The 20,050-nt window shown below is 40.0% G+C and carries 19 protein-coding genes and 1 tRNA gene; 15 read left to right on the plus strand and 5 right to left on the minus strand.

All coding sequences use genetic code 11. The features are described 5' to 3' along the window. The first annotated feature begins 53 nt into the window (after window positions 1-53). Complete coding sequence (locus MKY11_RS04530) at window positions 54-734, plus strand: hypothetical protein (RefSeq protein ID WP_047947127.1); 681 nt, start codon at window positions 54-56, stop codon at window positions 732-734. Between the two features lie 127 nt (window positions 735-861). Next, window positions 862-935 (plus strand) — tRNA-Gly (locus MKY11_RS04535). Window positions 936-1,031: 96 nt separating this feature from the next. Here the strand turns inward: MKY11_RS04535 and MKY11_RS04540 are convergent. Continuing rightward, window positions 1,032-1,628, minus strand: coding sequence for a hypothetical protein (locus MKY11_RS04540; protein WP_327872153.1), 597 nt, complete (start codon window positions 1,626-1,628; stop codon window positions 1,032-1,034). 83 nt (window positions 1,629-1,711) lie between these two features. On the opposite strand from MKY11_RS04540, the gene queG reads away from it, so the two are divergent. The 9 genes from queG (at window position 1,712) to MKY11_RS04585 (ending at window position 11,553) form a co-directional block, all read left to right on the plus strand. Then, complete coding sequence (gene queG, locus MKY11_RS04545) at window positions 1,712-2,860, plus strand: tRNA epoxyqueuosine(34) reductase QueG (protein ID WP_041093435.1); 1,149 nt, start codon at window positions 1,712-1,714, stop codon at window positions 2,858-2,860. Between the two features lie 61 nt (window positions 2,861-2,921). Continuing rightward, complete coding sequence (locus tag MKY11_RS04550; RefSeq protein WP_056705061.1) at window positions 2,922-3,824, plus strand: amidase domain-containing protein; 903 nt, start codon at window positions 2,922-2,924, stop codon at window positions 3,822-3,824. Window positions 3,825-3,867: 43 nt separating this feature from the next. Continuing rightward, on the plus strand, window positions 3,868-4,341 hold the full coding sequence (trmL, locus tag MKY11_RS04555) for a tRNA (uridine(34)/cytosine(34)/5-carboxymethylaminomethyluridine(34)-2'-O)-methyltransferase TrmL (protein ID WP_003211950.1): 474 nt from the start codon (window positions 3,868-3,870) through the stop codon (window positions 4,339-4,341). Window positions 4,342-4,784: 443 nt separating this feature from the next. Then, window positions 4,785-6,680 (plus strand): PrkA family serine protein kinase, encoded by a 1,896-nt coding sequence (locus MKY11_RS04560; protein WP_017360374.1) that lies wholly within the window; start codon window positions 4,785-4,787, stop codon window positions 6,678-6,680. A gap of 140 nt (window positions 6,681-6,820) precedes the next feature. Continuing rightward, window positions 6,821-7,984, plus strand: a complete 1,164-nt coding sequence (yhbH, locus tag MKY11_RS04565) for a sporulation protein YhbH (RefSeq protein ID WP_007497035.1) — start codon at window positions 6,821-6,823, stop codon at window positions 7,982-7,984. Between the two features lie 362 nt (window positions 7,985-8,346). Further along, entirely contained in the window at window positions 8,347-8,979 is a 633-nt protein-coding gene (locus MKY11_RS04570) for an HlyD family efflux transporter periplasmic adaptor subunit (RefSeq protein WP_007497037.1), read from the plus strand. Window positions 8,980-9,018: 39 nt separating this feature from the next. Next, complete coding sequence (locus MKY11_RS04575) at window positions 9,019-10,638, plus strand: DHA2 family efflux MFS transporter permease subunit (RefSeq protein WP_041507548.1); 1,620 nt, start codon at window positions 9,019-9,021, stop codon at window positions 10,636-10,638. A 17-nt stretch (window positions 10,639-10,655) separates the two neighbouring features. After that, window positions 10,656-11,180, plus strand: coding sequence for an NAD(P)H-dependent oxidoreductase (locus tag MKY11_RS04580; RefSeq protein ID WP_135009116.1), 525 nt, complete (start codon window positions 10,656-10,658; stop codon window positions 11,178-11,180). 13 nt (window positions 11,181-11,193) lie between these two features. After that, the gene (locus MKY11_RS04585) at window positions 11,194-11,553 is read left to right on the plus strand and encodes a hypothetical protein (protein ID WP_017360371.1); all 360 of its coding nucleotides are present in this window, start codon (window positions 11,194-11,196) and stop codon (window positions 11,551-11,553) included. 114 nt (window positions 11,554-11,667) lie between these two features. On the opposite strand, the gene cspB is transcribed toward MKY11_RS04585, so the two are convergent. Next, a complete protein-coding gene (gene cspB, locus MKY11_RS04590) occupies window positions 11,668-11,868 on the minus strand; it encodes a cold shock-like protein CspB (protein WP_008349061.1) in 201 nt (66 codons plus the stop codon). Window positions 11,869-12,079: 211 nt separating this feature from the next. Beyond that, the gene (locus MKY11_RS04595; RefSeq protein WP_039169236.1) at window positions 12,080-13,171 is read right to left on the minus strand and encodes a diguanylate cyclase; all 1,092 of its coding nucleotides are present in this window, start codon (window positions 13,169-13,171) and stop codon (window positions 12,080-12,082) included. Window positions 13,172-13,265: 94 nt separating this feature from the next. Between MKY11_RS04595 and MKY11_RS04600 the strand changes: the two genes are divergently transcribed. Then, window positions 13,266-13,646, plus strand: coding sequence for a hypothetical protein (locus MKY11_RS04600; RefSeq protein WP_342501895.1), 381 nt, complete (start codon window positions 13,266-13,268; stop codon window positions 13,644-13,646). A 36-nt stretch (window positions 13,647-13,682) separates the two neighbouring features. On the opposite strand, the gene MKY11_RS04605 is transcribed toward MKY11_RS04600, so the two are convergent. Then, entirely contained in the window at window positions 13,683-14,099 is a 417-nt protein-coding gene (locus tag MKY11_RS04605) for a hypothetical protein (protein WP_041507545.1), read from the minus strand. Between the two features lie 153 nt (window positions 14,100-14,252). On the opposite strand from MKY11_RS04605, the gene MKY11_RS04610 reads away from it, so the two are divergent. Both MKY11_RS04610 and MKY11_RS04615 read left to right on the plus strand, forming a co-directional pair. Further along, window positions 14,253-14,759, plus strand: coding sequence for a YhcN/YlaJ family sporulation lipoprotein (locus tag MKY11_RS04610; protein ID WP_008349054.1), 507 nt, complete (start codon window positions 14,253-14,255; stop codon window positions 14,757-14,759). Window positions 14,760-14,913: 154 nt separating this feature from the next. Then, window positions 14,914-15,789 (plus strand): hypothetical protein, encoded by an 876-nt coding sequence (locus MKY11_RS04615; protein ID WP_138278319.1) that lies wholly within the window; start codon window positions 14,914-14,916, stop codon window positions 15,787-15,789. A 29-nt stretch (window positions 15,790-15,818) separates the two neighbouring features. On the opposite strand, the gene MKY11_RS04620 is transcribed toward MKY11_RS04615, so the two are convergent. After that, the gene (locus MKY11_RS04620) at window positions 15,819-16,463 is read right to left on the minus strand and encodes a spore coat protein (RefSeq protein WP_217967405.1); all 645 of its coding nucleotides are present in this window, start codon (window positions 16,461-16,463) and stop codon (window positions 15,819-15,821) included. Between the two features lie 144 nt (window positions 16,464-16,607). Here MKY11_RS04620 and MKY11_RS04625 point away from each other — a divergent pair, with 144 nt between their 5' ends. Next, the gene (locus MKY11_RS04625) at window positions 16,608-19,970 is read left to right on the plus strand and encodes a CheR family methyltransferase (protein ID WP_342501896.1); all 3,363 of its coding nucleotides are present in this window, start codon (window positions 16,608-16,610) and stop codon (window positions 19,968-19,970) included. Window positions 19,971-20,050 lie beyond the last annotated feature (80 nt).

Consider the following 20,050-nt stretch of genomic DNA (forward strand, 5'->3'; position numbering starts at 1 on the left):
TAATCAACCAAATTTTAGTATAATAAAGAATAAAAATACTAAAGGGGATATCAATGATTAAGAAATGGAGCATTCTTTTATTTACTGTTTTTCTATTAGCAGGATGCGGCGAGAAGGCTGCAGAAACAACAACGACAGAGAAAACGGTCTCAGAAAAACCTGCAACAGAGAAAAATAAGGAAACAGCAACTCACGATGAAGTAACTGTCGAACCTATGAAACTAACAAAAAATGAAAAAAGTCTTTTGGAAGCATTATCAGATAAGCCGTTTGAAGCGATGACAGTGAAAGGACTAAAAGGCAGTAATAAAAGTGTATCCTTGATCGGTATGCATTACAAAGATGGACAATTATTAAAAGACGATACAAAAAAAATCACCATTGAGCTTCATCAAAATGGCGTCGATAACAGTGTGAATTTTATCTACCAGCTAGAAGATGAAAAAGATGATCTGTTAAAAGTAACGTATAGCTTATGGAAAGATAAAGAGCAAAGCGAACTAACGAAACTCTCGACTAGCATGGATTTCAAACAGGACGTGGGAGGAAACACAACGATATCAGCTTCAGATCTTTTTCACATGTCTCCTGGAGAGAAAAAATTAATTTCTACTACCATCACAACTGGATTGAACCATGAGTTTTCTGGTTTAACAGGTTCTGAAAAGAATCTGAAAGAGGAATTAAAAGATGTGAAGCAGGCTTATTTGGTGTATTTGCAGCTAGACAAATAACTATCGTAATATATATGGAGAATATGAAATTTTTTGACGAAAAATCTTCATATTCTCTTGACGAATTGTTAAGAAAGTTGTAACATAATAAAAGTCAACGCAATGATGTTGTCTTTAAAAGATTGATGCGGGTGTAGTTTAGTGGTAAAACCTCAGCCTTCCAAGCTGATGTCGTGAGTTCGATTCTCATCACCCGCTCCAATACATAATTTTGTTTATAACGCAGTATTTCGTTTCATAGATAAACGAAGTGTTGCGTTTTTTATTATGTCAGTATAATGTAAAAAGCACTGTGACCTACAGTGCTTTTTCAATGAGTTCATATTTACTTTCTCCACCATGTATTTGTATAAACATCTTCGTCAAGGATTGTATAAGTGCCTCACTCTTTTCCCGGGAAATAGATGGTGGGAAGAGAATGATTTGAAGAATGCTTTTTGTGTCTTGAGAAATTTGAGCTTTACTTGCTTGAGAAAATAACCCTTTAAGCTCTGCGCCATCCTGCCATTCAATATGACCAGTTTCATTTTTGGATAATGAAAGAGGCCCTTTCAATTGATCGGCATCTAATGTAAGGATAGGCAAGAAATATTTTAATGAAAAAAATATCGACAAATCCTGTACGGAATTGGTCGAGTCAATAAATTGTTCTTTTTGAATATCAGCAAGAAGCGGAAGAAAGGGGACACCTTCTAGAAGATTCGTCCATTCTTTGATCGCTGGTACTTCTTCCAAAGTTTGATCTTCATATTCAAAAAACAAAGATTCTTGAAACAGTCGCAGTCGGCCTTTTAACATTTGAGGGGATTTTCCTATCTCAATATGTGAATATTCAATCTGTCCAACATGGATAGACGGGCTTTGAGGTTGGGAGATTTTCATTTGTATCTTCACAGTGACTCACTCCAATCGGTCATGATACACTCGTATTATACTGAAAACAACTGAAGAAACAAAGAAAGGAGGTTTGCAAGGTGATTCATGTTGGACAATTAAAAGAAGAGTTAATTCAATATGCGAATGAAATTGGTGTCGATAAAATTCGATTTGCAAGTGCTGATACATTTGATTCATTAAAGGACCGCCTCATCTTACATGAATCGTTAGGGTATTTGTCCGGTTTTGAAGAGCCTGATATCGAAAAACGAACAAATCCTGCTTTGCTGCTTCCAAAAGCAAAATCAATTGTCGCCATTGCGCTCGCATACCCTTCCAAAATGAAAGATGCTCCCCGAAGTACAAAGGATGCAAGAAGAGGGATTTTTTGCAGGGCTTCATGGGGAACTGATTATCATGTTGTGCTGAAAAAAAAGCTCGACATGCTTGAAGAATTTTTGCGCAGTAAACACGAAGATATTCGGACAAAATCAATGGTGGACACAGGTGAATTGTCTGACCGTGCTGTAGCCGAACGTGCTGGCATTGGCTTTAGTGCAAAGAACTGTATGATTATCACACCAGAGTTCGGATCTTATGTCTATTTGGCTGAGATGATTACAAATGTTCCATTTGAACCGGATGAGAAAATAGAAGACCAGTGCGGAACTTGTAATAAATGTGTGGATTCATGCCCAACGGGTGCTCTTGTGAATCCAGGCCAGCTCAATTCTCAAAGGTGTATTTCGTTTTTAACACAGACAAAAGGGTTTTTACCTGACGAATTTCGCTCGAAAATAGGGAATCGGTTGTATGGATGTGATACGTGCCAAACGGTCTGCCCAATTAATAAAGGGAAAGACTTTCATCTACATCCTGAAATGGAGCCGGACCCTGAAATTGCAAAGCCGCTCTTAAAGCCACTGCTGACAATCAGCAATCGTGAGTTTAAAGAGAAGTATGGTCATGTTTCTGGATCATGGCGAGGGAAAAAGCCTATTCAGCGGAATGCCATTTTGGCACTTGCTCACTTTAAAGATGCATCTGCTTTGCCAGATTTGGTTGACCTGATGCATAAAGATCCAAGACCGGTCATTCGAGGCACGGCTGCTTGGGCAATCGGTAAAATTGGCGATGGTCAGCAGCTTTCAGAACTGGAAAAAGCCCTTGAGCGGGAAAGTGATGAAGAAGCAAAACAAGAGATCATCAAAGGGATTGAATTGTTACAAACACCTTTAAATACTAAATAACCTCCCATTGAACATAGAATGAACCAAACAGAGATGTTAAAAAAAGTTTGGTGGTGTCTGTGTGAAACAATTATTAGAACAAACGTTAGAAGACAGACTGGCATATTTATTAAATGGCAGTACGATCAAACAACCCCAGCTGATGTCTGATGTGGACGCTGTGGAGCGAAAGAAAGAGCTGTTTGCAAGAAGACAAGTTGAGATTGTCAAGGCGAAAGCAAAAGCAAAACTTCTCGATTCAGCTATTCAAGATGATGGAGCTCAGCAAGTACAATATCTCGCGCACCTCACTTATGTCTGTAAGGATATAGACGATTCTTTTTATTTAGAGGAACAGGTTGAGAAAAGAGAAGCGTTTCTTTATAACGACATGCTTGTGAAAGATCGGATGATGTTAGAAGAACGACAAAAGGAAGGTCAGGTGGATGAGCGCTTCCAAAATGAAGACCAATTTGGAAGAGCTTTTCACTATGACCGGCGTGCAGCTGTTCAATATGCTGAGACGTATTGGAATAAACGGAATCCAGCCTATAAAAATTTTGAAGATAACTGTACGAATTTTATTTCACAATGTCTAAAAGCAGGGAATGCACCAACGAGAGGATATCCGAACCGTGGATCTGGCTGGTGGGTTCGTCCACATACATGGAGCTACAGCTGGACGGTGGCACATTCGATGAAAAATTATTTAACGAATTCCAAAGCGGGGTTGAGAGCGAAGAAGCTCAAGGAGCCGCAGGAGCTTCAAATAGGTGATGTTATTTGCTACGATTTTGAGGGTGACGGTAGGTATAATCATACAACCATTGTCGTTGATCATGATAAAGGCGGAATGCCTCTTGTGAATGCACAAACGTATGACAGTCGTATGCGTTACTGGTCGTATGAAGATTCAACGGCTTATACACCTAGTATTCGTTATACGTTTTTTCACATTTTGGACGATGCTCCGAAGGATAGTTAATGGTATAATGTTGAGCGGAAATGAAAATTAGAGGTGAACTTTTTTGGGACTTCATGTCGTTTTATATCAACCAGAAATTCCAGCTAATACTGGAAATATTGCGCGAACATGTGCAGCAACAAATACAACACTTCATCTGATTCGTCCGCTTGGTTTTTCGACAGATGATAAAATGCTGAAGCGTGCAGGACTCGATTATTGGAAATATGCCAATGTCGTCTATCATGATTCATTAGATGAATTGTTTGAGGCTCATCCGAAGGGGCAATTTTTCTATATCACAAAGTTTGGGCAAAAGCCGCATACAACGTTCGATTACTCGCAGCTAGATGAAGACTACTTCTTCGTATTTGGCAGAGAGACGAGTGGATTGCCAAAAGATTTGATTGAACGGAATATGGATCGCTGTCTACGTTTACCAATGACAGAGCATGTTCGTTCACTGAATCTATCGAATACGGCAGCGATTCTTGTGTATGAGGCGCTTCGCCAGCAGCAATACCGAGATTTGATATAAGAACATGATAAAAAGCCGAGATCCCATCTCGCTTTCAGTGAATATGTAAGTGCTGAAAATATGAACGAAATGAAAAAGGATGTTCCGCTGATGGAACATCCTTTTTTTCATTTACCAGGCTTGCCTTCGTAGCCAGCTGTGAAAATGGATACTAAAAACGTAATGATGACGCCCATCATAATGACCGTTCTCATATAAGCTCCCCCTTATCCCTTTGTTCCTTCGTTGCCGGTTTCATATGTTGTGAAGTTCGCCTTGAAAAGCAGGAGATGAAGATCATTTTTCTCCTGTTTTTCCTTTATTATGAAGGGTCTTGCGGATGGTTGTCAATTCAGTTTGCCAATTCGTCATTTTGAAGAACGAAAGCATGTAATAGGACGCCTCCGCATAGATTGTAAAACAGTATCTGATTTCTAGCTTCAATCTTGAAAGAGGAGGTTCATATGGATATTTTAAAGAAAATTGAACAGCACAGAGAAGAAGAGCAGCGACTGAAATGGGAAGGCACCTTCAGCGAATATTTAGATATTATTAAAGAAAATCCACTTGTCGCTCAATCTGCTCATTCTCGCGTTTATCATATGATTAAGGACAGCGGGATTGAAGAGGAGAATGGGGTCAGAACCTACAAATTTTTTGATCAGGAGCTTTTTGGTTTAGAGGAATCATTGGAAAGGCTAGTGGAAGAGTATTTTCACCCTGCGGCTAAACGTTTAGATGTCAGAAAGCGTATTTTATTATTAATGGGCCCAGTCAGCGGCGGGAAATCGACGCTTGTCACAAGGCTGAAAAGAGGGCTTGAAGAGTATTCACTAACAGATCATGGCGCAGTCTATGCGATTAAAGGCTGCCCAATGCATGAAGATCCGCTTCATCTCATTCCGCAAAATCTGCGGGAGGATTTCTATAGAGAATATGGCATACGTGTGCAGGGGAATTTATCACCTTTGAACTTGATGAGGCTGGAAGAGGAATATGGCGGCCGCATTGAGGATGTGAGAGTGGAACGAATCTTTTTCTCAGAGGACAAACGGACCGGCATTGGTACTTTCAGTCCGTCGGATCCGAAATCTCAGGACATTGCTGACTTAACAGGAAGTATTGATTTTTCAACGATTGCTGAATTTGGTTCAGAGTCAGACCCGCGTGCGTACCGGTTTGATGGAGAGCTCAATAAAGCGAACCGTGGAATGATGGAATTTCAGGAGATGTTAAAGTGTGATGAGAAATTTCTATGGCATCTTCTTTCATTAACGCAGGAGGGAAATTTTAAGGCGGGGCGTTTTGCGTTGATAAGTGCGGATGAATTGATTGTTGCACATACGAATGAAACGGAGTACCGGTCATTTATTTCAAATAAAAAGAACGAGGCTTTACACTCAAGAATTATTGTGATGCCGATCCCTTATAATTTAAAGGTGACAGAGGAAGAACGCATTTATCATAAGATGATTTCAGAAAGTGATGTCTCAGATGTTCATATTGCACCGCACACGCTAAAGGTAGCTGCGATGTTCTCTATTTTGACAAGGCTGAAAGAGCCGAAGCGGTCTGATATCGATTTGGTGAAAAAAATGCGACTGTATGATGGCGAAAGTGTCGAAGGTTTCCAATCTGTTGATATTGATGAGATGAAAAAGGAATTTCATGACGAAGGAATGAGCGGAATTGACCCGAGATATGTCATTAACCGCATTTCATCCACTATTATTCGAAAGAACATGGAATCCATCAATGCACTGGATGTCCTCCGTTCCTTAAAAGAAGGACTCGATCAGCATCCATCGATCTCAAGTGAAGATCGGGAACGTTATTTGAATTTTATTTCTGTCGCACGAAAAGAGTATGACGATATGGCGAAGAAGGAAGTTCAAAAGGCATTTGTGTATTCCTATGAGGAGTCTGCGAAAACTCTCATGGATAATTACTTAGATAATGTCGAGGCGTACTGCAATAAAAACAAACTGCGTGATCCGTTAACAGGTGAAGAAATGAATCCTGATGAAAAGCTCATGCGTTCAATTGAGGAACAGATCGGCATTTCTGAAAACGCCAAGAAGGCATTCAGAGAAGAAATCCTTATTCGGATTTCTGCTTATGCGAGAAAGGGCAAACGCTTTGATTATAATTCTCACGAGAGATTACGAGAAGCTATTCAGAAGAAGCTCTTTGCCGATTTGAAAGATGTCGTGAAAATTACGACATCGACAAAAACGCCGGATGAGCAACAGTTGAAAAAGGTCAATGAAGTAGTGGCGCGATTGATTGATGAGCATGGCTATAATTCTACAAGTGCAAACGAACTCTTAAAATATGTAGGTAGTCTTCTGAATCGTTAATAAATGAAGGAGGCATTATTGGCGCAAACTAGCACCGGTAATGTCTTTTTTAGAAATCGTCGTCATTTCGCTGACGAGCAGCATACGATAATGGAATCGATGGGTACAAGAATTGTCCAAAAAGGTGAGGAGGGGGATGGATGTCCCGGCAAGAAAAAAGTCAGTTTATTGTGTCTCAGGAAGACTGGTCCCTCCATCGAAAAGGCTTTGATGACCAGCAGCGTCATCAGAAAAAAGTCAAAGAGGCGATTAAAAACAATTTGCCGGATCTTGTCACAGAGGAAAGCATCATCATGTCTAATGGCAAAGATGTGGTCAAAATTCCGATCCGTTCTTTAGATGAATATAAAATTCGGTACAACTATGATAAGAATAAGCATGTAGGTCAGGGGGATGGAGACAGCCAGGTTGGCGATGTGGTCGCTCGGGATGGATCTGACAGTAAGCAAGGGCAGGGAAAAGGTCAAGGTGCTGGAGATCAAGCCGGTGATGATTATTACGAAGCAGAAGTCTCATTAATGGATTTAGAGGAAGCGCTATTTCGTGAGCTGGAGCTACCAAATCTTAAACAAAAGGAACTTGATGATATCGTTGTCGAGGAAATTGAGTTTAATGATATTCGCAAAACGGGGTTAACCGGTAATATTCATAAAAAACGAACAATGCTGTCAGCATTTAAACGAAATGCCATGACAGGAAGCCCTTCCTTTTATCCCATTTACCCAGAGGATATTAAGTATAAGACGTGGAATGAAGTCACCAAACCAGAATCAAAAGCGGTTGTCCTAGCGATGATGGATACGAGCGGAAGTATGGGGCTTTGGGAAAAATATATGGCGAGAAGCTTTTTCTTTTGGATGACACGTTTCTTGCGGACAAAGTATGAGACAGTCGAGATCGAATTCATTGCCCACCATACAGAGGCGAAGGTCGTAGACGAGGAGCACTTCTTTTCTCGGGGAGAGAGCGGGGGAACCATTTGTTCTTCTGTCTATCGAAAGGCACTAGAGCTCATAGACGAACGATATCCTCCGTCACGATATAATATTTATCCTTTCCATTTTTCTGATGGTGACAATTTGACCTCTGATAATGCACGGTGCGTGAAGCTCGTTTCTGAAATTATGAAAAAAGCCAATTTATTTTGTTATGGTGAAGTGAATCAATATAATCGGCATTCTACGTTAATGTCAGCATATAAACATATTCAGGATGAGAAATTTAAGCATTATATTTTGAAGCAAAAATCAGACGTTTTTCTCGCATTAAAAAAATTTTTTCAGCAGGAAGAAGTTCTTTCTTAAAGAGAACATTCAAAAAAACCTTTCAGCATAAGGGCTGAAAGGTTTTTTGTGTGGAGAAGGAAGGGATCACCAGAAAAAAAGTAAAACTTTCTCTTTGACATTTCAATTTTCATTTATTAATATTTAATCTTGTTAAATATAAGTTTTTCAAAAAAGATGCCGATTGTCTTTTCTTCTTTTTCTGCTTTTTGCTCATAAGTGAACAATAAGTATAAATGGGCTGCACACCATTTTCAGCGGAGTAGAAAAAGGGGAAACAGGCAGCTCTATGAGCTTGTTTCATAATCTGTCAGATGATGGGCATTCTAAGTTTGCTAAAGCAGATGACACTATATTTTTATACATGAAAGGAGAAACAAAACATGAACAGAGGGCGTTTATTGCTAACGAATATTATTGGCCTTATTGTGATTCTTGCCATTATTGCCGGAGGTGCTTATTACTACTACGAAAGCACAAACTTCGTAAAAACAGATGAAGCAAAAGTGACAGGTGACATGTACCAAATTACAGCGCCAGCAGCTGGACAAATCAAAGGCTGGGACATCAATGAAGGTGACGAAGTGCAAAAAGACAGCACAGTTGCAAAAGTTGAAGGAGAAGCAAAAACAAACATTAAAGCAGTGGCTGATGGCACATTAGTCAAAAAAGAAGTACAAAACAACCAACAAGTGCAGCCTGGGACAGTTCTTGGTGAAACGATTGACCTAAGCAAGCTTTACATTACAGCGAATATTAAAGAAACAGACATTAAGAACATTGAAAAAGGTGACAAAGTGGACATCGTTGTAGACGGCGATCCTGATACAACATTTGAAGGAACAGTTGAACAAATTGGTTATGCAACAAACTCAACATTCAATATGCTGCCAGCAACAAACTCAAGTGGTAACTACACGAAAGTGACACAAAAAGTAGCAGTGAAAATCTCAATTAAAAATCCATCTGACAAAGTACTTCCAGGTATGAATGCTTCTGTCAAAATTTCATCTTAATGATGACTGATATCAAAAAATGAAAGGAGGTTGTCTGAGATGGCAAATCAACCTGCAGCGACAAAACAGGGAGCAGGCTCCTTGTCTTTACTGATCATTTTAATGGCCGGTTTGTTCGTAGCGATTTTAAACCAAACGCTTTTGAACGTAGCCATGCCCCATTTAATGACTGAATTTAATGTGAGTGCGACGACAATTCAGTGGCTTACAACAGGTTACATGCTTGTCAACGGTGTGCTCATTCCGTTATCTGCGTTTTTAATCACACGTTTTGGCCAGCGCAGCTTATTCCTCGTGGCGATGATTTCATTTACACTAGGGACTTTTATTTGCGGTATTGCGCCAAACTTTTCTACGATGCTGATTGGTCGTTTGATTCAGGCAGTCGGTGGCGGTATCTTACAGCCGCTCGTCATGACAACAATCCTTTTTATTTTCCCTCCAGAAAACAGAGGGAAAGGAATGGGGATTTTTGGTCTTGCGATGATGTTTGCGCCAGCTGTCGGACCAACGTTATCTGGTTATATTATTGAACACTATTCATGGCGTATTATGTTTTATGGACTTGTACCAATCGGTGCGATTGTCATTATCGCGGCTTTCTTTATGTTTAAAAATATTGTAGAGCCTAAAAAAATCAAGCTGGACACTCTTGGTGCGATTCTGTCGATCGTTGGTTTTGCTTCGCTTCTATACGGAGTGAGTGAAGCGGGAAGTGATGGTTGGACAGATCCAATCGTTTTATCTACGATTATCATTGGTGCGATTGCGATCATTCTCTTTATTTTCCAACAGCTAAAAGCGGATAATCCGATGCTTGATTTCCGCGTGTTTAAATACAGCATTTTCTCATTATCAAGTGTTATCAACATTATTATTACCGTTGCTTTATACACTGGGATGTTCTTACTACCGATCTACTTGCAGAACCTCGTTGGGTTTACTGCACTGCAATCGGGGCTATTAATGCTTCCAGGGGCACTTGCGATGCTCATTATGTCCCCAATTTCAGGGATCTTGTTTGATAAATTTGGACCTCGTCCACTTGCCATTGTGGGGATGCTGATTACGGTTGTTACCACATACGAGTTTACAAGGCTGACGATTGATACATCTTATAGTCACATTGTGCTCATGTATGCAGTACGTGCTTTTGGTATGTCACTCTTAATGATGCCAGTCATGACTGCTGGGATGAACCAATTACCGCAACATTTAAACAGTCATGGTACAGCGATGTCAAACACACTGAGACAAATCAGTGGTTCGATCGGTACGAGTTTGATCACGACGATTTATACAAATCGCACGACATTCCATTATTCCAATATGGCAGATCAAACGAATACAGCTGATCCGTTCTTTATGAATTCATTCCAAGCGGCTGTCTCTAATGTGATGCACCATATGGGCATGACAGCAGAAGCTGCTCAAAAATATGTGTCGACCCAGCTCTTTACGAAAGCACAAGTCGATTCCAATGTGATGGGCATCAATGATGCTTACATGTGGGTGACATTATTCTGTGCAGCGGGTGTGATTCTCAGCTTGTTCCTGCGAGATGTACGTAAGGATAAAAAGCGAAAAGAAAAGCAGGATAAGAAACAAGAAATGACATTGCTTCCAGCACCTAAGGAAGCAAACCAAGATGCAAGATAAGTGTGGAGGGACCGTACATGAAAATTTATGTCGTATACGATAGTGAAGGTGACCATACAAAAGCACTTGCAGAAGCGATTGCAGCTGGCGCAGGTGAAACAGAGCACGCTGAAGTGTTCATTGATCATGTGAAAGATGCGGATATCCGCAAGCTTGATCAAATGGATGCAATCATTTGGGGCTGCCCTGGTCACTTTGGTACCATTAGTTCTGGATTAAAGACATGGATTGACCGTCTTGGGTATTTATGGGCAGAAGGAAAACTCATCGATAAAGTCGGTGCCGTTTTCTGTACCACTGCAACAACACACGGCGGATTAGAAATGACGATGCATAATTTGATTACGCCGATGTTCCATCAAGGGATGCTTGTGGTCGGCCTTCCTGGAAATGTTCCAGAAAATGCGTTATACGGCTCTTATTATGGAGCAGGTGTGACGTGCCCGATTGATTCTGATGAAGTGATTTCTGCAGAAGGCATTGAGCTGGGGAAAGCATTAGGAAGACGTGTAGCATCAGTCACTGCGTCATTTAAGCGATAAGGAGAGGGTTCTTTTGGCGACGATTATTGTAGCGTTAGTAGCTGCTGTTCTAGTCATTATCGGATTAGTAGCGTTCAATGTCAGACACGCTTCGGCCGAGAAGGAAGAGATTAAAGAAGATGTATCGAATCATCCTGACGTGCCGCATAGCGAGCCAGAAGTTGCGGCGAGACCTGTAGAGCCTGAAGTGGAAGAAAAAGCGTCAGAGCCTTCTCAGACAGATGATGCTCCGTCAGGTGATGATTTCTATAGACAGGCGCTTCAAAAGTTTAAGCAGCCAGAACCACCTGTCAAAGAAGAAGAACCAGAGACGAAAATGAATGATGATATGTATCGTTCTGCTTTACAGAAACTAAAGCAGAAGGACAAATAAAAAGAGAACCTCTCGTCAGGTTCTCTTTTTTTATTGCACAAAAAAACCGCCAGCATAAAAGCCGAGCGGTTTTCCTTCACTCTATAAAGTGCTAAAAGAGCAGATGCTCTTAAATTACGCTTTGTTAACGTTAGCAGCTTGTGGTCCACGGTTACCTTCAACGATTTCGAAAGAAACTGATTGACCTTCTTCTAAAGTTTTGAAGCCTTCGCCTTGGATAGCAGAGAAGTGAACGAATACATCGTCTTGACCTTCTACTTCGATGAATCCGAAACCTTTTTCAGAGTTGAACCATTTTACTTTACCTTCTAACATGAAATTTCCTCCTAAAGCGATCTTAACGCTTAAATTCACTATTCTTGCTCTTACACAAACTTCAAAGACGAAAACTCTTTCAAAACTTTCTTCTTAAAGATGATACGAACAAAAATAATTACCTTTACTTTACCAGTGTTTGCGGGAAAAAACAACTGTTATACGAAAACTTTTTTAAAAATAATTAGCGCTAACAAATTGAGGAAAAAGCCTATGTTAAGTGTTCTCTTTTTCGTCCAGAAAAGCTCACTTGGTTTCTGCCTGACTGCTTCGCTTTATAGAGCTCCTGGTCTGCAATAATCGGTAATTGTTTCATGTTTTCACTTGTTCCTGCATCATAAGCACATCCAATTGACACCGTAATGTGAATCGATGTTCCGTTTTGTAAATAAATTGGCTGATCCGCCATTTTTTTTCGTAAACGTTCCGCAATTTGCCATGTTTTTTCAACGGAACAATTCGGTAAAAGCACAGCAAATTCTTCACCGCCGATTCGCCCAATATAATCAGAGCTTCTTGTGTTCTTAATTAGCCTTGTTCCGATTTCTTTTAAAACGATATCTCCCTCATGATGTCCATACTGATCATTGATGGTTTTGAAATAATCGATGTCTAGATAAATCAAGGACATTTGATGGATAGGTTGCTTTAAGTTCAGAGAAAAAGCATCACTTAATATCTCATCGAATTTCCGTTTATTTAAAACACCAGTTAAAAAGTCATAATGAGCTTGGAATTTATACAAATTTAACATCTGATACGCTTTTGTTTGATGCTCAATGACATAAAAGTTAAATAAACCGGCAATATACGAGAACATCCAATAGGCAGCATGCAGTTCAAATGATCTTTCATTGACGATGATGATAAATAAAATCGTCGCTATGACGTTGCTCATGGTAATAGATAACAGCATTTTTACGACGTGATTGATATGACGCTCAGCAATTAAAAAAGAAGCTGTGGCGATAAATATCATGGAAAAAATATTAATGAAAGAAGCGACATTGGCTTCGATTAATAATCGGCCAATAATGATCACACAGGCTGCAATGAACGTTTGTGCAATGCCTCCATAAAATGCCGTTAAAATAAGGGGGATATGTCTTAAATCGATGATGGCTGGTCCTGCTTTAATAGAGAAAAACATTAAGAGGACACCGAGTAACCCAGAAATCATTCCTTTATAAATTTGTCTGAGCAGGGTGTCTTCCTTTTTTAAAAAATTCTCTTTAAACACAAGCATCAATAAATAATGGAAAGTGACAAGAATTGTTAAATTAATAAAGAGGTCTCTTAGCAAAATAAAATCACCTTTTTAAAATTACTAAAATTTGTTGCAAAAGAAAAGGGGAAACAAGATAATTAATAAAAATTTCACTTATGAGGGGTTTAAAATGAGGAGAAAACAATTTCCAGATCGAACGGACTGGCTTTCTTTTTTTGAGACCTGGCCTGATGAAGGATTTGAACGAGATATGCCCATTGAATATCAAGATCTAACGTTTCGGTTTGAGAATGAGGTAGAGCGATTTGTGGTGACGATGTCTCTTGGAGTACAAGAATTTTCTTTGAAGGCTGTTCGAAAAAAGGACGCATCCGTTTTAGGAGTATATGCCTTTAAAACTGTGCGACATGTAGAAATAAAAAAGGATCGGCAGTATGAAAAAGAGCAGTTGATACTATTAGATGGTGTGGAACGGTTTGTTATCACGATCGAAATCACCTTCTTGCCTTCCTTCTGCATCATGGTGAAAGAGCATTTTTCAGGAGAATAAACAGGAGCCCTTTCTGAAAAAAGGCTCCTGTTTTAGTTATTTGTGCTCGATGTCATTGAGCACTTGCTGAATAGATTCATCATCCATTACATTCATGACACTTTCATCAATGTGAAGAGACTGGGCGTAAGACTCTCTCGGCGGCTGATGAGTTTGGTATGTTTTTGATGATGTTTGATGCTGGCTTGTTTCATTTGGCTGGACAGCGGTAAATGCCTGCTTGATCATTTGTCCTACTTCAGCTGTGCCTTTTGAGTCTTTACGTGAATGCGAATGGGACTCATGACGAGATGACTCATGCTGGTGTTGATCTTTGCCTTTCATCATTGAGGACAAATTCATTTGAGTCATGCTGCTTAGTCTTCTCCGTAATAGTGGTGAAAATAATGCAATGATGGCTGTTGATGCTGCGATCATTGCACCAGTACTCATACCTTTTCTCTTTTTAAACAAACGAATCCCTCCATTTGATCGTGATGATACTTCTTCATCATGTTTAGGATGACCAATCAAGGCTGATTTATGAATTCATTGCTGAAATAGAGGATGTGTGCATAAAAAGTCTGCTGGATGAAAAACCTATGAGCAAAAGGAGGGAATAAATTGATGAATAAGAAATGGATGCTATCTTTATTACTCGTTCCAACATTGATCACTGCTGGGTGTGGAATGAACAACCAAGGCGATGAACGAAGAGGAACAATGAAACGACAGTACGAAAATGTCACATATAAGAACGACAACATGAGACAGGATCAACCAAATGTGCAAACACCTCAGAAGGTGAAAGTGGCAGATAAGGCATCAGAGCTTGTTGCCAACATGTCTGAAGTGAAAACAGCGAACGTACTTGTCACAGGGAAAAATGCATTTGTTGCTGTCGTGCTTGAAGGCAATAAAAGCGGAGATGTAACAGACGATTTGAAAAAGAAAATTTCTGACAAAGTCAAATCGACGGATCAACAAATTGATAATGTGTATGTATCTGCTAATCCAGACTTTGTCGATCGTATGGCAGGGTACGGAAAACGTATTAGAAGTGGAGAGCCAATTTCAGGATTCTTCGACGAGTTTACTGAAACGGTTCGACGTGTCTTCCCTGAATCAAAATAGCTACGACAAAAGCCGTATGTCATATGCGGCTTTTTTGTTTGGAACCGCACCTTGCGCACCTGACTGCATAAAGTAAAAAATATATCACCTCTTGTTGATCTTTGTTTTTTCATAGAGAGAAAGAGGTTGCAGGATGAATTCAGGTGGGGAGTAAATGAAAGCAAAACCGTCATTAATTCATAAAAAACTTGTAAGCGGAATGATTGCAGCAGGTTTGATTTTTTATGCGTTCACTGCGTACTTGATTTATGTAGGATTCCAGCTGGCAGAGCAATATCTAGAGCAGCATTCTTCGCCTAAAACGGTCTTAACGGAAGGACTCAATAAGCAAGTCTATGAACATATTCGAATCTACTATGCAAAGGATGAGGGCGCCTTTGTCGATTTGACCATAGAAGCGCTGGAACAGGCAAAGAAGAGAACGATGTCAGTGTTTCAGTATGAAGCTGACAAACCGTTAGATATCATTTATTTTGATGATAAAGAGACGATTGAGCAATTTGCCGGTATCAAGCATATTACAGGTTTTTATTCTGATGTTGATCATATGATTGGATTATACCCAGATAAACGGGAAGAATTGTTGAAGAAAGAGACACTGCCTTTATACTTTTTCAACACGTTATTCATTCATGAGTATGCCCATTTTGTTTTCTATGAAAAGGTGCATGCATACAATGTATCTCCAGTCGTCTTTCCCCTTTGGTTCCATGAAGGAACAGCAGAATGGACGGCCTATGATGTGCTGAACGCCACGTCTGAACGGTTTGACGTCATTCCTTTTAAATCTCTTTATTCTGATCAAGACTGGCAAGAATCTCGCACGACGTATGAGACAGATGTTTATTTACAAAGCTACTATATGATCTATGAGCTTGTGCAGCTTTATGGACGAGATGTCATACATGAGATCATGGAGGAAACGGCGAAAACTAGTCGTTTTGATAGAGGATTTGAACAAGCGACAGGACAACGTCTCACAGATTTTGAAGAGCAATTTAAACTGAATTATCAAAGAAACAACGGCTGACCTGTAAATAGGTCGGCCGTTGTTTTTGGTTAATGAAGCGGTTTTTGCTGATTGGCTTTGCTTGGCGGCATCTGCACTTGTCCCTGCATAGGGGCAAATGTAGACGTCATCGCCTGCATATCTTGAGCTGTAAGCTGCGGAACTTGATAATAGCTATGTTTGTTTTGATATAAGAAAATTTCATACGCCATTTCAATAAAGTTCGGGATTTGCGCTGCAAGCACACGTCGCACCACAGGGTTTGTGACCTCTAATGCAGTCATTGAGAGTAATCCAGCATGAGATTTCACGAGACCAAGCATATGCCCTGTAATTCCCGCATCTTTTACATCCTGTATTGATTGATTAGGCTTCTTAGGCTGAGATGGTTTTATTCCGTATGTCACCTGTGTCTGTTCTTTCATCATATAAGTAGATGTTTCTTCACTAGGCTTTTGACCAGTAGAAAAGCAATCTACCGTGACGTTGTACTGGGACAATACAAATTGATATTGTCGATCTAACATGTCGGATAATACGGGATCTTGGATAAATTGTCGAAAGATCATGTATTGATCCAAAATATTAATGGTCCCTGCTAATACCTCATGTAAATCAAATAACTCATGCCCGCCATGATTGAATTGGGGCTGCTGGACATGTCCTTGAACGTTTGGTTGCTGATCGTTTTGCATAAAGAATCCTCCTTCTGTTTATACAGTCTGTTTTAATGTGAGGAAGTTTTCCTCCTTTCATGCAAAAAACATTATTTACAATTAGAGGGTTTTCTTCCTTTTTGTCGAAAAAATGTATCAGACGAATGAACATGGGGGTACCAGATGCAGGACAAAATCATTAATCGTTTGATAGAAGACGAACATGTGCAGGCACCAGTGATTGGCATCGGTGTTTCGCCGTTTGAACAGCATCATCTTGAGGCTTTTTTTCAATCATTTCCGCATGAATTAAATGCCTCTTTTATTGTTGTGCAAAATCATGTGACAGGCGATTGTGTAACTGATTTGGAAGCACTTGTTTTACCGATTGGCTACCGGGCAAAGCCGATTAAGCATGGTGAGAAAGTCATGAAAAATACGATTTATGTTTGTCCGCAGCATGCAGCTATGACATTGACAGAAGACAAACGGCTACACATAACAGAGCAGCCTCCTACGAACAAGGCGTGTGCTGTAAATTCGTTGTTTCAGTCACTTGCCAATGTGCAAAAGGAAGAGGCCTATGCGATCTTTTTTCAAAAAGGCTATTGTGTAGGAAGTGGTTTACTTCAAATCGTTGAGCAAGGCGGTACAGCCATATCGTGCAGTGAGACAAATAGTGGGTTTGATCGTATGTATCATCAAACATTTCAAGACCCTTCTGCACTTGCGTCATATATAGCCAACATCATCAACGTTCCGCATACAGATGTTGCAGACCCTGTTTTGATCAGAATCATTGAACGTCTTGAAATGCATAAAGGAATTGCATTTTCAACCTATGAGAAGCGCAGACTGCTCTCTGTCATTCAAAAAAGAATGAGGAGTGCGAACCAATCGATCTCCTTATTGTCCGAGTACGATCGTTTATTAGAGAGAGAACCAGATGAGCTTGATCGCCTGCATGTACAGCTTTTAAGCGGCACGACTTCCTTTTTTAGAGATATGGAAGCCTTTCGAGTATGTGAACATCACATCATTCCGTCGATCATTGATAATACATTGAAAAATGGGAAATCTCGATGCCGCATTTGGATTGCAGGATGTTCTACAGGTGAAGAAGCCTATTCTTTTGCGATGTTATTTTTAGAAGAAATGAAACGAAGACAAGTGTCCATTGAACTTCAAGTGTTTGCAACAGACATCAATCGGAAAGCCATCCAAAGTGCAAGCAAAGGTGTTTATTCGCTTGAGTCTATGGCACGGATGCCAGAAAAATGGAGGGCGCGATATTTCGAAAAAAAAGGTGACGCTTTTATTGTGAAGCAGTCGCTTAGAAAACATATAGTCTTTGCTCCTCACAATTTATTGATCGATTCACCTTTTATCCACCTCGATTTTATCAGTTGCCGAAATGTTCTGATGTACTTCCAGCCAGAAGTACAAAAACGAGTCTTATCTCGATTCCAATATGCACTAAAGGATCAAGGGATGTTGATATTAGGACCGAATGAAAAGGTACCCAATATCCCTCGTTTATTTCATTTGTTAAATGAAAAGTGGAACATTTACACCCACTCAAACGTTCCTAAATACAATGCAGGTCATACGGAGTTAAAAGAACGAGCTGTCCAATATATGAAAGAAGTAGAGCAGGAGTATGATGCATGTTTCATCATAGACGATTGCGAGAAAATCCTCGCGATATCAAACGGTGCCTATTCTTTCTTAGCGCATGCAGAAGTCTCAGATGAATTATGTGAATATGTAACCCCTGATTATATGAAAGAGATACTAAGTCAAAGCTTTGAAAAGGTATGGACTGAAGAGACTGAGGTTGTTTTTCAACATGTCCTCATTTCGGAAAATGGAAGAAAGCAGTATGCAGATTTTACAGTGAAACATTTTGATCGCCGTTTTAAAGGAGTATACGTCATTCTCATTCGGAAGAGTGAGAGAGGAAAAAATCAAAAGAACGGCAGGGACAAAGGGATGTTAGAGCAGAATTCGGTTTATCAACAGCGAATTGTCGATTTAGAAAACGAGCTCAATGAGGTCAAACAAAAGGAGCAAGAAGCAAGGGCTCAATTAAAAGAAAAAAACAAGCAAATAGAAGTGCGCGAGAAAACAAACGAGCATTTTATTAATATTATAAACAATTTAAAGGTGACAAGAGAAGAACTGTACCGGCCGTCTGTGAAGCCAGAACTTGCCACGTTGTTTGTGGACCGGGAAATGAATATTCGCTATCACACTCCTTCAGCTACCTCTTTATTCACTTCAGCTCAAACCCGGCACCAGCAAACGTTTCAGTCGATGGTGAAGAAGTTATCGAAGGAAATGCTCTATCATGATATTCAATCTGTCATTTCAGATAGGCGCGTGATCGAACGTGAAATTGAAACGAACGAAGGAGAACAATTCACGGTTCATTTGACGCCTTTCTATGATCAAGATCGCGAGGGAGCAGTGATGACCTGGATCAAAATGACCGAAATGACGAAATTGAAGCAGGCTCTTCATCTTGCGGTGACAGCACTTGATAACAGCCATATTCATATTGTGGTTGCAACAGGAGAAGGTGTCATTCAGTGTGTCAACCAGCGCTTTTGTCAGTTTGTACAACAGCATGAATATGACTTGATCGGAAAAGATATTTTTTCTGTCTATTATGCGTTGTGTCAATGTGATGATCTAGCGAAACAATGGGACATGTGTTTAAGAGAGGGTAGCTGGACAGGTGAGCTGTATTTTCAGGACTTATCAGGGCGTGAGCGATGGGAAAGAGTCTCTTTACACCGAATCGATGACCCTGACAAAATGCAGTCTACTGTCATGCGGGTTTCAGAGGATATTACAAGTCAAAAACAGTCTGAGAAAATGCTGATGAAGTCTGAAATGCTGTCAGCAGTTGGACAGCTTGCAGCTGGTATTGCCCATGAGATACGTAACCCACTTACGTCGTTAAAAGGCTTTTTACAGCTAATGATTCAAAGTAAAAAGTATCAGAAGGATTATGCCGATGTGATGATGTCAGAGTTTAATCGGCTTGAGTCTATTATTAACGAATTCCTTGTGCTCTCTAGAAGTAAATCTGTTAAATTTGAACCGGTGAATGTGAATCTTCTGCTCGAAGAAGTCATTATGGTCGTTGAATCTCAGGCGGTCTTAAAAGGAGTGTCGATTCAAAAGAATCTGGCGCCCTCACTGCCACATATTCAAGGCATTCCAAATGAACTAAAACAAGTGTTCCTTAACATTCTTAAAAATGGAATTGAAGCGATGGATGGAGTAACAGGTGTGATCCAAGTGACTTCATTATTGAAAAACGACCAAATGATGCTGATATTTGAAGACCAAGGAAAGGGCATACCAGAAGATGAGATTGGGAAATTAGGTGAACCTTTTTACACAACGAAAGAAAAAGGCACGGGTCTTGGATTAATGATGACCATTAAGATTATTGAAAGCCATGGCGGTACCATTCGTTTTGAGAGCAAAAGCTTTGAAGGGACACGTGTGATTATTACGTTTCCAAGTAATTGAGATCAGTTTTACATGAAATCCATCCAGTCTTAATAATTGCTTTGTACACTAGAAGAGATGAAGTTCAAAGGGGAGAAATC

It is taken from the genome of Bacillus sp. FSL W7-1085 (assembly GCF_038595035.1).
Lineage (GTDB): Bacteria > Bacillota > Bacilli > Bacillales > Bacillaceae > Bacillus > Bacillus altitudinis.

Coding starts and splice junctions, on each gene's coding strand:
- MKY11_RS04600 (WP_342501895.1), top strand. CDS start 13,266: ATGAGGAGAAAACAATTTCCAGATCGAACGGACTGGCTTTCTTTTTTT.
- MKY11_RS04570 (WP_007497037.1), top strand. CDS start 8,347: ATGAACAGAGGGCGTTTATTGCTAACGAATATTATTGGCCTTATTGTG.
- MKY11_RS04575 (WP_041507548.1), top strand. CDS start 9,019: ATGGCAAATCAACCTGCAGCGACAAAACAGGGAGCAGGCTCCTTGTCT.
- yhbH (WP_007497035.1), top strand. CDS start 6,821: ATGTCCCGGCAAGAAAAAAGTCAGTTTATTGTGTCTCAGGAAGACTGG.
- MKY11_RS04625 (WP_342501896.1), top strand. CDS start 16,608: ATGCAGGACAAAATCATTAATCGTTTGATAGAAGACGAACATGTGCAG.
- MKY11_RS04560 (WP_017360374.1), top strand. CDS start 4,785: ATGGATATTTTAAAGAAAATTGAACAGCACAGAGAAGAAGAGCAGCGA.
- MKY11_RS04615 (WP_138278319.1), top strand. CDS start 14,914: ATGAAAGCAAAACCGTCATTAATTCATAAAAAACTTGTAAGCGGAATG.
- MKY11_RS04610 (WP_008349054.1), top strand. CDS start 14,253: ATGAATAAGAAATGGATGCTATCTTTATTACTCGTTCCAACATTGATC.
- MKY11_RS04620 (WP_217967405.1), bottom strand. CDS start 16,463: ATGCAAAACGATCAGCAACCAAACGTTCAAGGACATGTCCAGCAGCCC.
- MKY11_RS04530 (WP_047947127.1), top strand. CDS start 54: ATGATTAAGAAATGGAGCATTCTTTTATTTACTGTTTTTCTATTAGCA.
- MKY11_RS04580 (WP_135009116.1), top strand. CDS start 10,656: ATGAAAATTTATGTCGTATACGATAGTGAAGGTGACCATACAAAAGCA.
- cspB (WP_008349061.1), bottom strand. CDS start 11,868: ATGTTAGAAGGTAAAGTAAAATGGTTCAACTCTGAAAAAGGTTTCGGA.